Here is a 12,449-nt window from a genome sequence, read left to right as displayed (position 1 = left end):
ACTCCTGGGCAGGTTGGGCGGTTATCCGATAATGCACATTATGTCAGTTCGAGTTCGTCGACGGCTGCCCTCGCAGGTACTCCGCTGAGATCACTCGGAATGATCGCGTGAACAGCGCTGCTCCGGCTGCGACCGTCATGACGATTCCGCCGAGGAGGAACACGAGGGCGATTCCGCGCCCGACCCCGTCGCCGAGCAGCCATCCGTAGGCTGCCTGGCCGGCTGACGACTCCATGTACGGGATGAGAGCGAATTCGGCGATCGGAGCGATGAGGAATGCGGTGACCGGGGCCGCCGCTGACTCGAACGCTGCGGCGAAGCCGAACACTCGTCCCTGGGTCTCGAACGGGACGACCTTCTGAATGACCGTCTGCTCGGCCGCCTCAACCGCGGGGATCAGCGCCATATATATCCAGATGCCGCCGGCATAGAGCCACCACCAATCGCGCAGAGTAAATACTGCACCGATGAGACCCATCGCCATCACGAGCAGCAGCATCGTCCGGATCGGGTTCGTCCCGAGGCCGTATCTGGCGACCAGCAGCCCGCCGACGATGAAGCCTGTAGCGGTGACGCCGAGCACAATCCCCCACAGTTCCACCGGGAACAGTTCGAGCCCGTATGGATCCATCAGCGCCAGGTAGACGCCGCCGATCAGATTGTTGAACGTGGAGAAGATGATGAGCGCGAACAGGCCAGTCGCCGCCCGCACCGCGGTGATGCTGCCGCGCAGATCAATGAGCGGGGTCCGCTCGCCTGTCGATGCGGGCTTGTCCTCAGGGATGCGCAGGACGACCAGGTGCAGGAGGGCGGCGGCCGATGCGCTGATCGCGATCAGGATTGTCCACCCCATGCCGAGAAAGCCGATCGACAGTCCACTGAACACACTCGTGACCACAAACGCGAGCCCTTGTACGGTGCCGACCAGGCCGTTTGCCTGGGCATGGCGTGCCACAGGAACCAGCAGCGTCACCGTCGTGGAGAGTGCGATATTGCGCATATTCTCGATGACCGCGCCGAACAGGATTATGCCGGAGAACGCCCAAAACCAGGGACCGCCGACATTGAGTAGCGCCGTCTCCGGAAGCGCGAGATACAGTCCTCCTGCGACTCCGAAGGAGCCCAGGGTGACCGCGCCTGCGAACACCATCACCTGGTATTTGCGGTGCCGGTCCACAATGGTGCCGAAGGCCATCGCGAGGATCGCGACGAGCAGCATGTACGCGCCGCCGATCACGCCGGTCGCGAGTACCGACCGCGTTTCGAGGTAGACCCAGAACGTCAACGCGAACCACAGGAAACTCGTTGTCACATTCGCGACCGCGGTGTTCACGAGAATGTGGCAGAAGGTGCGGAGGTTCGTCGTGTTCACACTCGCGGTCGCGGACGGTGAAGCGGTCGAGGACATGTCTTCCTTTCGCCGGAAGAGGGTGCTTGACGGCATCGGACTTTCGTCACGTGTGCACCGACGTCGCAGCCACTGTAGGCCTCGGACGTCAGCGAGTCGAGGAAAGGGAAGACCGCAACGGTGTGCGGACCGCGTAGCGGAGAAAGACGACGCCGTTTCCGAACTGACATTGCTCGAGAAGTTCGAGGTCGAGGCGCGTTGTCGTCGGCAGACCCGGTTTTCCTCCGCCGACAGTGAGCGGCAGAAGGTAGAGCTGTATCTCGTCGACCACACTGGCCTGGATGGCTTGGGCGGCGAGATCCGCGCCACCGATCAGGAGATCACCCCCGGCAGCGGACTTCATGGCCTCCATTTCGGCGCGATTCACCGTGCGTTGGATACTCGTGCGCGCGGTCGTGGGCGCCGACATGCGGGTGGAGTAGACGATCTTCGCCGGTGCCTGCCAGGCGTCGGCGAATTTAGCGAAGGACGGCGATTGTGCGGCCAACTGGGCATCTGTCTCCGATTCTGTTGTGGAGAGTTCAGAAGTGGGAGGCGACCTCATAGAGGACGTCGTCGTCGCCCGCGTAGATGCCCTCGCGGCGGGGCCAGTGTGAGACGACGTCGGTGAAGCCGAGCTGGTCGGCACGGCCGGCCATGTCCTCGAAGCGAGCGACGCTGTCGAGGGAGTACTCGCCGCCGGAATCGAGGGAGAGATGGCGCTCGATGTCGCGCGGGTCGCGACCGGCAACCTCGAGTGCTTGATCGAGGCGGCGGGCTAGCGTGGCAAGGCCGTTCCACCACTCCTCCCCCATCGTTCCTGTGGGGCCGGTGGTGACCCAGCCCTGAGCACGCTCAGCGACGAGAGCCAGTCCCTTTGGTCCGTTCGCGGCGAGGACAAAGGGGACGCGCGGCCGCTGAGCCGGCTCCCCCACCATCCGGGCGCCGCGCGCGGTGAACCAGTCGCCATCGAGGTCGATGCCACCGGATTCGGGCTCCTCGTGGCGCAGCAGTACGTCGAGAGCCGTCACGAACTCGGAAAAGCGTTCGTGGCGCTCCCGCGGCGTGTAGTCGCGCTGCCCGAGCACCGTGGAGTCGAAGCCGGTGCCGCCCGAACCCAGGCCCAGAATCACGCGCCCAGCGGATATCTCATCGAGAGTCGCAACCTCCTTCGCGAAGGGGACGGGATGGCGGAAGTTGGGCGACGCGACGAAGGTGCCCAGTCGCAGGGTCGTCGTGACCAGTGCCGCTGCGGTGAGGGTGGGCACGGTCGCGTGCCACCGCTCCCCCGCGAGGGAACGCCAGGAGAGGTGGTCGTAGGTCCAGGCGTGGTCGAAGCCCAGCCCCTCGGCCGACTGCCACCTGCGTCGGGCCTTAACCCACGGGTCCTGGGGGAGGATGACGATTCCGTGTCGCATTGTCCGAGTGTAGGGCGGTACTCCGCGACCCGCCGGGCGAGCTCTTCGCGCCTCGGAGCGCGGCGCATCTTCTGCGCGCCTCTTTCCGCTCCTGTCCCCTGAGGTGCCCGAGAATGCTCTCCGCTCCGTCGGTCAGCAGCATTCTCAGGCACCTCGCGATCCACGAAAGGGTCACGAGAGGGTCACCTTTTCGAGGGTGTACAGCTCCCTCACCTGTTCGGCGGTCAGAGCGCGATCCCAGACCCGCACCCTCGCGAGAGTCCCCCTGTATTGGTTAATCATCACGCCGTCACGACCGTTCGCGCCGACCACGAAGTCGCCAGGAGCAGCATTCAGTCCGTCTGGATAGACGTAGGGATTTTTGGCATAGGTGGCCCCGAGCGCATCGGTGTAGCTCGGATAAGCCGTGGCAGTCCCGTCAAGATAAGACACAGCCACCGCTCCGTCATAGGTGCCAACGTGCAGTTGCCACACGCCCCGACTCAGGCGCCGCGGCTCGACGGAGTAGTCACGCGAGAACGGGTAGCCCGGCGTCGGTCCCCCACGTTTCGAGACGTGCATGCACACCCGCTCCCACCCGCCGTACTGGGGGAGATTGTTGAACAGGGCGTAGGAGCGCAACGCCCCGACTGTCGACTCCTCCCAGACACCGGCGAGGCAGGCGCTGTTCGAATCGGAGGTGAGCACCCAGGCGGCGACCGTGACGGCGCCGGTCGAGGCGCCCAGATTGAGCGGGCCGAGCTCGGTCCTCGGTACGGTCAGATAATCGGTACTGCCGTTGAGGTCGATGCCCGCGCCGAAAGGAGTCGTGACGCGGCGGGCCGCGGAGCCGGTCCCCTGCCGCAGTGCTGGGGCTCCTGCAATGGCCGATGCGAACGGCGCCCTGCTCTCGGTGAAGGACCATTCGGCGATCGGGGTTGGTACGGCTGTGGCGGGCGGTGACGTCACCTCGCCGACGACGAAAGCGTCGAGGATGAGGGTCGATCCGGTGGAGGCGGGGTGCCGGGAGCCGCCGCGGCTGATCGTGACGGTGTGCGGCCCCGCGGGGAGCCGGCCGCTGCTCCAGACGGTCTGGCGGGAGCGGGCCGTGGCGCTGTAGCCGTCGATGGTGGCGACCGTGACGCCGTCGAGCTGAACGTCGTTGACGCCCGAGGAGCTGGTCAAGCGGCTGATCCAGCTGACGCTGGTACCGGTGAAGGTCAGGGTCGCGGAGGCGCCGACGGAGCTGGACTGTGCGATGCTCCCACCGCTGTCGGCCGAGGCGTGCAGGGTCGACCAGATGCCGGTCGTCACGATCGTGTCGGACCCGTTCTCGTAGGTTCCCGCGCCGGATAGCGGCGTCGGCGGTGTCTCGGGTCCCGGCACCGGCCCCTCCGCGAGCCAGCGCTGGAAGGTCTCGAGCATCTCCTTGTTGGTGAAACTTGGAACGGTGTGGCCCCCTGTGCCCTCGCCCGCGTGGATGCGGATGGTCGCCTCCTTCGCGACCGGAAGCGCGGCGGCGCGCAGGGCCATGCCGTGCTTCGCGAACGGGACGACCACGTCGTCGGAGGATCCCGTGATGCGCAGGCGCGCGCCCCGCCACACCGACGGGGGCAGGCGAGCCGGGTTCGCGGCTGCCACCGCCGCGAGGTCGGCGTAGTGCGGGAGGACCTTGTCCGGTTCGCTCATCGCCCGCTCCTCGAGGTCGTATGAGCTGTTGCTGAGGTAGGCGCCGAGGATGTTCGGCAGCATTCGTGTGCCGTAGGCCCAGGTGAGCAGCGGCCCTCCGCCGGAATCCGAGCGCAGCAGACTCGCGTCGATGCGCCAGACCGACGACGCCCAGGCGGCCACGGCGGCCTGGATCTCGAGCGCCCGTTTGCTCGTCCAGATGCTGCCGCCGTACGTCGGGCAGATGCTGACGATTCCACGGTCGACGGCGAGGTCGGCGGAGTAGGCAAAGGCGCTGGAGAGCGCCGTGTGGCTGCCGTTGCGCGCGTGGTAGTACCACAGCATTGTCGTTCCGGTGTTTCTCGAGGGCGGAGTCGTGTGCGGGACGAAGAGCCGCGCCCGGTCTCCCACGACAACCACGTCAATGACTTCGTAGCGCCGTTTTCCCGTGCGCGACGTCGCGGTCGCTAGGCGAGAGACCTCTCCCGGAAGCTTCGGCACCGCACGCAGATCACCCGCTGCTAATGCGGGAGTCGCGAAGGCGAGAGTTCCCGCGCCGGCGACGGAGGCGGCGAGAATCGCACGTCGGGAGAGAACGGAGAAGGCATTCTTGTGGGTATCCATCGTCGCAGAACCTTTCCGATTGTGACCATAGTGGGGACACCTATCGAATAGAGAGGGGAAAGCGTGCAGATATCCAGCTCTACTGCTCGAACTTCTGTATTCCCACGCCTTTCCAAGGAGTGTAATCCTTGAATGGCGCGAGTGTCACTCAGGAGGAAAGGAATCGTTCGGATATTCCCTCGCCCTCTTGTCGCGAAAGACGGGGCGGAGAGCGAAGCCTTCTCGCAAGATGGAGTGGGCTTCGGAGTCGGTTCGATCCGAATGCGTCGGCGCGGCCCGCGCACGACGCTCCCGACGTTGGCCCCTCCCGTCCCGAAACTCCGCCACCGCAAACGGATCTCGCGCCACCGCGTCATCATGGAGCCCCAACCCGGTCTCCTCCCTATGCCCCTTCTTCACTGCGCCCCCGTATCACCCCTCCGCCCCGCCATTGCCCGCCGCCGCGGACGTCGTCTCGACGTGCTCGCCATTGCCGCCGCGGCCCTCGTCAACGAGCGCTACACCGACCGCCGATTCACGCTGCTGGGTCTTGCCGCCGAGTTGCGGGTCAGCGTCCTCCTGCTCCGGATACGGTTCCGCCGCTTCTACGGTCTCAGCCTTGACGAGCACTTGGCGCTGCGGCGGCTCGAACTCGCCGCCGTGATGATGGCGAGCACTCCGGTCGCGCTCGGTGGCCTCGATCAGATCGCCCGTGTCTCCGGTTACCGCAGCATCGCCGAGCTTGATCGCGACCACCGGCGCTATCACCGCACGCCTGCCCTCGCCGCATGGTTCCGGGCCTCGCCGCGTCGCGCCCCGCACGAGCCTTCGCCCGTCACGGTCCCGACGCGCGGGAACTCCGGGGAGACGCTCGCGCCCGTTCACCTGTTCCCGCGCCGTACATGACCGTTGCTCCGGAGCGGTACAGTGCCTCGATGCGCTCCTGGGGATCTCACCGATGACGACCGTCCGCTACGTCGCGATCGGCGACTCCTTCACCGAGGGAGTGGGCGACGAGTTTCCCGACGGCACGCCTCGCGGTTGGGCCGATCTCGCCGCGCAGGGCTGGGCCGACGCTACTGGCGAGCAGATCGAGTACGCGAATCTCGCGATCCGCGGCCGCCTGATCGCCGCCATTCTCGCAGAACAGCTCGAGCCCGCCCTTGCACTCGGCCCGACCCACCTCTCCTTCAACGGCGGAGGCAACGACATGCTCCGCCCGCGCGCCGACATCGAGCGGATCGCCGACGCCTACCTTCGCGTCCTCGAACGCTGCAACGAGGAGGGAGTGACGCTGATCGCACTCGCCGGCGCCGACCCGTCGCCGCGGTTACCGCTGGGACGCCTCATCCGACGAAGGGGGAACGCGCTGGCCGACGCCGTTGTGCGCCGGATAGGGCAGCGGAGCGATGTCGTCCTCGCCGACAACTGGCACGACCCGGCCTTTGCGGATCCGTCGCTCTGGTCCGAGGACCGATTGCATCTTGGTCCCCACGGGCATGAGCGCGTTGCGGGCCGCGTCCTCCGCTCGCTTGGGCTCACTCCCCCGGCCTGCTCGGCGACGATACTGCGGCAGCCGATTCGAGCGCGCGGTGGATCCGCGCAGTACTACCGCCAGCACGTGGCGCCCTGGCTACGCCGTCGGCTCACCGGCACCTCATCAGGCGACGGTCGTGCGGCGAAGTACGCGGACTTCGTGCGGATCAGCCCAGCCTGATCCCCGGATCTGCGTCAGCGCCAGCCGTAGCGGGCGGTGAGCACCCGCGCCACGGCGTCGTATCGTGAGCGCTCGAGGGCGGCACCTTCTCGCCGCATCCCCGCGGGGTGCACACGGAAGACGCGCTCGGGGTCGACCCAGCTCGGGCGTCCGTCCGGATCCCAGGCGCCGGCGCCCACCGCGAGGTAGTCCGCATGTTCCTTCGAACTCAGGCGCACCGCGAGCACCGAACCCGTTTTCTCGACGGCGAGCACCAGGACCGGCCGGTCCTTGCCGCGGCCGTCGTCTTCCTCGAAGGGAACCCAGGTCCAGACGACCTCGCCCGGGTCGGGATCTCCGTCGGGAGTGGGGCCGTAGGTGAGGCGCACGCCGCGCAGTCTCGACGGATCCACCTCGACCGTGCGGCCCACGCCGCTGGCGCCGGGCGTTGGTGCGGTCGTCGACAGGTATGGCCGCTGCGGGAGCGGGCCAGCGTCGGGACGGGGAGCGCTCGTACGCCCGAGGAGTCGGAGGAGCAGGGACACGACCGAGCGTGAGGAGGGCACCACGGAACCCTAGCCGGGATGCGGTCCGCCCCGCGCGAACGGCGCGTGAACGACAGCGGGGTGCCGACTCCGGGGAGCCGACACCCCGCTGGGGGCAGTCTCAAGAGGGATTAGTCCGCCAGGACGTAGCCCGCCTCGCCGTGGATCGCGGTATCGATGCCCGCGATTTCGTCTTCGTTCTTCACGCGGAAGCCCATGGTCTTTTGGATGATCCAGCCGATCAGGAGGGTCATCACGAAGGAGTAGATCAGGACAGTGAAGGCCGCGAGGGCCTGCTTGCCGAGCTGGCTGGCGTCGCCGGTGAGGAACAGGCCAACGTCGGTGCCAAAGAAGCCGATGTACAGCGTTCCGATCAGACCGCCCACCAGGTGCACGCCGACGACATCGAGCGAGTCGTCATAGCCGAGGCGGTACTTGAGGTCGATCGCAAGGGCGCAAACCGCACCGGTGATGACTCCGAGCACGATGGCCCAGAACGGCGACAGGCTGGCGCAGGCCGGGGTGATGGCGACGAGGCCGGCCACGGCGCCCGACGCTGCTCCGATCGACGTGGGCTTGCCATCCCTGATCTTTTCGACGACAAGCCAGCCGAGGATCGCGGCAGCGGGCGCGGCGATGGTGTTCAGGAACGCGATCGCCGCGATTCCGTCTGCCGCGAGTTCGGACCCCGCGTTGAAGCCGAACCAGCCGAACCAGAGCAGGCCTGCGCCGAGCAGGACGAACGGCGGATTGTGCGGCTGGTGTGCGCCCTTGGTGAAGTTCACGCGCTTGCCCAGCACCAGGGCGAGGGCGAGAGCGGCGGCACCCGCGTTGATGTGCACGGCGGTGCCGCCGGCGAAGTCGATTGCACCGACACCGTAGGCGATCCAGCCACCGTCGACGACGGTCCCATCATCACCGAGGGTGAAGTTGAAGACCCAGGAGGCGACGGGGAAGTAGACGACCGTCGCCCAGACTCCGGCAAAGACCAGCCAGGCCCCAAACTTGGCGCGGTCGGCTATGGCGCCGGAGATCAGCGCGACGGTGATGATCGCGAAGGTCGCCTGGAAGGCGGCGAAGGCGAGGGTCGGATAGGCCGACGACTGCTCGCCGAGCGCGTCGTTGTACACCCCCTGCAGGCCGATCTGAGCGGTGTCGATGCCTAGCACGCCGTCGATACCGACGAAGGTGTCGGAGCCGGCGGCTCCATCGGGACCGTTGCCGAACGCGATCGCGTAACCGTAGAGCACCCAGAGGACGCCGATGAGTCCCATTGCTCCAAAGCTGAGCATCATCATGCTGATGACGCTCTTCGCACGGACCAGACCGCCATAAAAGAAGGCGAGTCCGGGGGTCATGAGCAGGACCAGCGCGGCTGCGATGAGCAGGAACGCGGTATTGCCTTGATCCATAAGTGAACCTCTCGTGAGTGTGCAGAGAAAAGCCCGGAGCGAGGATGCGAAGTCGGTGTACGTGTGCGAGACACGTGGGTGTCGGGTCACCTCGGGTAGCCGACAGTCTGGCGGCGGGACGTTTCAACGCGTGCGGCAGCACGTTTCGCGGAGGTTACGGACGAGCCCCGCAGGTAAACAGCGCGTTACAGGGCGTTGTCGATCGGCACGGCCCGGACTCCTCGGGTGGAAGTGCGGCGCGCCTAGGCGCGGGGCGGCATCGACGTTAGCGCGATCAGACGAGACATTGAGCGGAGGTACTTCTTGCGGTAACCGCCGCTGAGCATGTCGCCGCCGAAGACGTCGTCCAGTGGCGTTCCTGAGGCGAGCACGGGGATCTGCGCGTCGTAAACCCGGTCGATGAAGGCAACCAAGCGCAGCGCATCGGTCTGGTCGGTGAGCGCTTCGACGCCGCGGAGCACGATGGCGTCCACTCCGTCGATCACCTTGATGTAGCGGGAGGGGTGCACGGTACCCAGATGGCCGACGGCCGCGGCGAAGGAGTCGTCGGTGATCACGGAGCCGGACGGGGCGGCGGCCACGAGCGCGTCGATCTCGTCGTCGGTGCGCACCAGGGCGTGGCCCTCGATGTCGCGGCGGCGGTAGTCGGTGCCGTCGATCCGCATCGTTTCGAAGTGCGCGGCCATCGACTGGATCTCGCGAAGGAAGTCGGCGGCGGCGAATCGACCCTCGCCCAGGGCGTTCGGCGGGGTATTCGAGGTGGCAGCAATGCGGGTCCCGGAGGCGACAAGCTCGCCGAGCAAGCGGGTCATCAGCATCGTGTCGCCCGGATCGTCCAGCTCGAACTCGTCAATACAGAGCAGAGCGGACCCTTTCAGCAACGAGACGGTCGCCGCATAGCCGAGCGCACCGACGAGCGCCGTGTACTCGATGAAGGTGCCGAAGTAGGTGCGCCCTGGAACGGCGTGCCAGATGGCGGCGAGCAGGTGCGTCTTGCCGACTCCGAAACCTCCGTCGAGGTACACGCCGGGTTTACTGGTCGGCGCTTTCCTGCGTCCGAAGCCGAGGAAGCCGCCTCCGCCCTTCGAGTTGCCGCCCGCAGCGAAGGCGCGCAGGACCTCGACTGCCTCGGCCTGGGAGGGATACTCCGGATCAGGACGGTAGCTCTCGAAGGTCGCGCCCTCGAACTGGCGTGGCGGCACGAGCGTCGACGCGATCTCGTGCCCACTGATCTGCGGCGACCGCACGGTCAGGCTGCTCGTCGATCGGACGTCGTCGGGGCTCACTCGCGTCTCGCATCCTGCGCTGGCTGGAGGCTCCGCGCGCTCAGTGGCAGCGTCCGCTTCGCATCAGGGCGAAGGGTGCGGATCCGCCGCGGTGTGGTGTCGATCCGGTTCGTTCTTCACCCGATTCGGCGTCGAACTCTTACGGCGCCCTCCGTGCGGCGTCGTCCGCGGACGCGTACTGTCGCAGGAGGGCGGGCTCCAGCGTAGCCCGCCGTGGAATCACGTCCGCGCTCCGCGCATCATCCTGGAGGTTCTCTCTTGCCCGTCGAAACCGATCCGTCGCCGAAGTTCGCCTCCTACGCGCACCCAGAACGACTCGTCAGCGCCGACTGGCTCGAGCACCGTCTCGGCACCCCCGGTCTCGTCGTCGTGGAGTCCGACGAGGACGTCCTGCTCTACGAGACCGGTCACATCCCCGGCTCCGTCAAGATCGACTGGCACACCGACCTCAACGACCCCGTGCAGCGCGACTACATCGACGGCGCAGGGTTCGCGGCGCTGGTCGGGGGCAAGGGGATCGCCCGCGACACCACCGTCGTGATCTATGGCGACAAGAACAACTGGTGGGCCGCCTACGCCCTGTGGGTGTTCACCCTCTTCGGCCACGAGGACGTTCGCCTCCTCGATGGCGGGCGCGATAAGTGGATCGCCGACGGGCGCCCCACGACGACAGACGCCTCCTCCCCCTCGACCGTCGAGTACCCGGTTGTCGACCGCAGCGATGCCGAGATCCGCGCCTTCAAGGACGACGTGCTTGCGCACTTCGGCAACCCGTTGATCGACGTCCGCTCGCCCGAGGAGTTCACCGGCCAGCGCACGAGCGCGCCGGCCTACCCGGAGGAGGGCGCGCTCCGCGCCGGCCACATCCCCAGTGCCCAGAACGTGCCCTGGGGCAAGGCCGCGGCCGACGACGGCACCTTCCGTCCGCTCGATGAGCTGAACGGCATCTACCGTGAGGGCGCGGGCTTGAAGGACGGCGACTCGGTGATCGCCTACTGTCGCATCGGCGAGCGGTCGGCCCACACCTGGTTCGTGCTGACCCATCTGCTCGGCTTCGAAGGTGTGCGCAACTACGACGGTTCGTGGACCGAGTGGGGCAGCGCCGTGCGCGTCCCGATCGTCCAGGGCGCCGAACCGGGAGAGGCCCCAGCCGCCCGCTGAACGCAGCGCCGAGGGCGAGGGGCCCGGTCGTCTGTCAGCGGGCGATCCGGCTCCTCGGCCTTCTGCGCGACACCGAAAACCAACTCCTCGATGAGACACTGGATTCGATGACTGACCCGACGCCCGCGCTCTCCGATGCGCTCCGCGACATCCGCGACGAGTTCCTCGCTCTCGAGAAGCCGGAGCGCCTCCAGCTCCTCCTCGAATTCTCGAATGACCTCCCCGAACTCCCCGAACGCTACCGCGATCATCCCGACCTCTTCGAGCGAGTCGAGGAGTGTCAGGCGCCGGTGTTCATCGTCGTCGATATCGAGGACGGAGCGGTTCACCTGCACGCGACGGCCCCACGCGAGGCGCCGACGACTCGCGGCTTCGCGTCGATCCTCGCGCAGGGCCTCGACGGTCTCACGCCCGAGCAGGTGCTCGCCGTACCGGACGATTTCCCGCAGACCATCGGGCTCTCGGAGGCGGTGTCACCGCTGCGCCTGCGCGGCATGACCGCGCTTCTCGGCCGCACCAAACGGCAGGTGCGTGCCCTGCTCGCCACATGATCCTGCAACCGCTCGTCCCGGCGGGCCCGCCGATCCGGGTGGGCGAGGAGGGCGCCCGTGCTGCGATCGTCGAGGCCTACCGCCCGAGCGACGGCGTACGGGTGCGGCTGAACATGATCGCGAGCATCACCGGATCGAGCACCGGGTCGGACGGAACGAGCGAGACTCTCACGAACCGGGTCGACCGGACGATCCTGGGCGTGATCCGCGAGCACGCGGACGTCGTGCTTGTAGGCGCGGCAAGTGTGCGTGCCGAGGGCTATCGGGTGCCCAGACGGGTGCCGTTGGCTGTTGTCTCGGCGTCGGGCAACCTGGCTGGGCACCGGCTCGAGCTGCAGGAAGGATCTCGGGTCCTCCTCCTCGTCCCGGAGTCGCTCGGCGCGGTCGCCGGTCTGCCCGTGGGAGTCGAGGTCGTCGCGGTCCCCTCCGCCGATGGCCGCCTCGCGGTCGACGCCGTCCTGCGCGCTCTCGCCGACCTCGGCCTGCATCGAGTGGTGTGCGAGGGAGGCGCGTCGCTCGCCGGCCAGTTCCTTGCCTCCGGCCGCGTCGATGAGTTCTGCCTGACGACGTCGCCTCGCGTCGTTCTGCCGGGGCTTCCGATCGCGACCGGAGACGCCGTCATCGACGACGCCTTCGCCCTCGCGCTTCTCGCGGTCGACGACTCCGGCTCTACCTACGCGCGCTGGAGCCGTGTGCACTGATGTCCGCCGCGCGTGAACTCTCGGACGCTGGCGGTCGGCGCG

The 12,449-nt window shown here is 67.4% G+C and carries 12 protein-coding genes; 5 read left to right on the top strand and 7 right to left on the bottom strand.

The features are described 5' to 3' along the window. Window positions 1-43: 43 nt before the first annotated feature. From B0H03_RS03705 to B0H03_RS03690, 4 genes are all read right to left on the bottom strand, one after another. A complete protein-coding gene (locus B0H03_RS03705; RefSeq protein WP_104264812.1) occupies window positions 44-1,408 on the bottom strand; it encodes an MFS transporter in 1,365 nt (454 codons plus the stop codon). 88 nt (window positions 1,409-1,496) lie between these two features. Continuing rightward, window positions 1,497-1,895 (bottom strand): dihydrofolate reductase family protein, encoded by a 399-nt coding sequence (locus B0H03_RS03700; protein WP_160487315.1) that lies wholly within the window; start codon window positions 1,893-1,895, stop codon window positions 1,497-1,499. A gap of 34 nt (window positions 1,896-1,929) precedes the next feature. Next, window positions 1,930-2,805 (bottom strand): LLM class flavin-dependent oxidoreductase, encoded by an 876-nt coding sequence (locus B0H03_RS03695; RefSeq protein ID WP_104264810.1) that lies wholly within the window; start codon window positions 2,803-2,805, stop codon window positions 1,930-1,932. A gap of 171 nt (window positions 2,806-2,976) precedes the next feature. After that, on the bottom strand, window positions 2,977-5,076 hold the full coding sequence (locus tag B0H03_RS03690) for a LamG-like jellyroll fold domain-containing protein (protein ID WP_104264809.1): 2,100 nt from the start codon (window positions 5,074-5,076) through the stop codon (window positions 2,977-2,979). Between the two features lie 459 nt (window positions 5,077-5,535). Here B0H03_RS03690 and B0H03_RS03685 point away from each other — a divergent pair, with 459 nt between their 5' ends. Beyond that, a complete protein-coding gene (locus B0H03_RS03685; protein ID WP_104264805.1) occupies window positions 5,536-5,961 on the top strand; it encodes a helix-turn-helix transcriptional regulator in 426 nt (141 codons plus the stop codon). Window positions 5,962-6,013: 52 nt separating this feature from the next. Then, the gene (locus B0H03_RS03680; protein ID WP_104264804.1) at window positions 6,014-6,772 is read left to right on the top strand and encodes an SGNH/GDSL hydrolase family protein; all 759 of its coding nucleotides are present in this window, start codon (window positions 6,014-6,016) and stop codon (window positions 6,770-6,772) included. 14 nt (window positions 6,773-6,786) lie between these two features. On the opposite strand, the gene B0H03_RS03675 is transcribed toward B0H03_RS03680, so the two are convergent. The 3 genes from B0H03_RS03675 to zapE all read right to left on the bottom strand — a co-directional run bounded on the left by B0H03_RS03675 (window position 6,787) and on the right by zapE (window position 9,994). Further along, entirely contained in the window at window positions 6,787-7,317 is a 531-nt protein-coding gene (locus B0H03_RS03675; protein ID WP_165827972.1) for a type II toxin-antitoxin system PemK/MazF family toxin, read from the bottom strand. A gap of 110 nt (window positions 7,318-7,427) precedes the next feature. After that, complete coding sequence (locus B0H03_RS03670) at window positions 7,428-8,708, bottom strand: ammonium transporter (RefSeq protein WP_104264803.1); 1,281 nt, start codon at window positions 8,706-8,708, stop codon at window positions 7,428-7,430. Window positions 8,709-8,950: 242 nt separating this feature from the next. Continuing rightward, window positions 8,951-9,994: a cell division protein ZapE gene (zapE, locus tag B0H03_RS03665; protein ID WP_104264802.1), complete on the bottom strand. Its 1,044-nt coding sequence runs from the start codon at window positions 9,992-9,994 to the stop codon at window positions 8,951-8,953. A 258-nt stretch (window positions 9,995-10,252) separates the two neighbouring features. Between zapE and B0H03_RS03660 the strand changes: the two genes are divergently transcribed. The 3 genes from B0H03_RS03660 to B0H03_RS03650 all read left to right on the top strand — a co-directional run bounded on the left by B0H03_RS03660 (window position 10,253) and on the right by B0H03_RS03650 (window position 12,407). After that, entirely contained in the window at window positions 10,253-11,155 is a 903-nt protein-coding gene (locus tag B0H03_RS03660) for a sulfurtransferase (protein ID WP_104264801.1), read from the top strand. A gap of 107 nt (window positions 11,156-11,262) precedes the next feature. Then, window positions 11,263-11,706, top strand: coding sequence for a SufE family protein (locus tag B0H03_RS03655; RefSeq protein ID WP_104264800.1), 444 nt, complete (start codon window positions 11,263-11,265; stop codon window positions 11,704-11,706). Beyond that, window positions 11,703-12,407, top strand: coding sequence for a dihydrofolate reductase family protein (locus tag B0H03_RS03650; protein WP_104264799.1), 705 nt, complete (start codon window positions 11,703-11,705; stop codon window positions 12,405-12,407). The genes B0H03_RS03655 and B0H03_RS03650 overlap by 4 nt, the downstream gene beginning before the upstream one ends. The last annotated feature ends 42 nt before the right edge of the window (window positions 12,408-12,449 follow it).

The organism is Rathayibacter iranicus NCPPB 2253 = VKM Ac-1602, assembly GCF_003149025.1.
Lineage (GTDB): Bacteria > Actinomycetota > Actinomycetes > Actinomycetales > Microbacteriaceae > Rathayibacter > Rathayibacter iranicus.
This window is presented reverse-complemented; position numbering and strand designations above follow the sequence as displayed.

Bases quoted from the DNA above. Each gene is read 5' to 3' on its own strand.
- B0H03_RS03705 (WP_104264812.1), bottom strand. From the start codon at position 1,408: ATGTCCTCGACCGCTTCACCGTCCGCGACCGCGAGTGTGAACACGACG.
- B0H03_RS03695 (WP_104264810.1), bottom strand. From the start codon at position 2,805: ATGCGACACGGAATCGTCATCCTCCCCCAGGACCCGTGGGTTAAGGCC.
- B0H03_RS03690 (WP_104264809.1), bottom strand. From the start codon at position 5,076: ATGGATACCCACAAGAATGCCTTCTCCGTTCTCTCCCGACGTGCGATT.
- B0H03_RS03680 (WP_104264804.1), top strand. From the start codon at position 6,014: ATGACGACCGTCCGCTACGTCGCGATCGGCGACTCCTTCACCGAGGGA.
- B0H03_RS03670 (WP_104264803.1), bottom strand. From the start codon at position 8,708: ATGGATCAAGGCAATACCGCGTTCCTGCTCATCGCAGCCGCGCTGGTC.
- B0H03_RS03655 (WP_104264800.1), top strand. From the start codon at position 11,263: ATGACTGACCCGACGCCCGCGCTCTCCGATGCGCTCCGCGACATCCGC.
- B0H03_RS03650 (WP_104264799.1), top strand. From the start codon at position 11,703: ATGATCCTGCAACCGCTCGTCCCGGCGGGCCCGCCGATCCGGGTGGGC.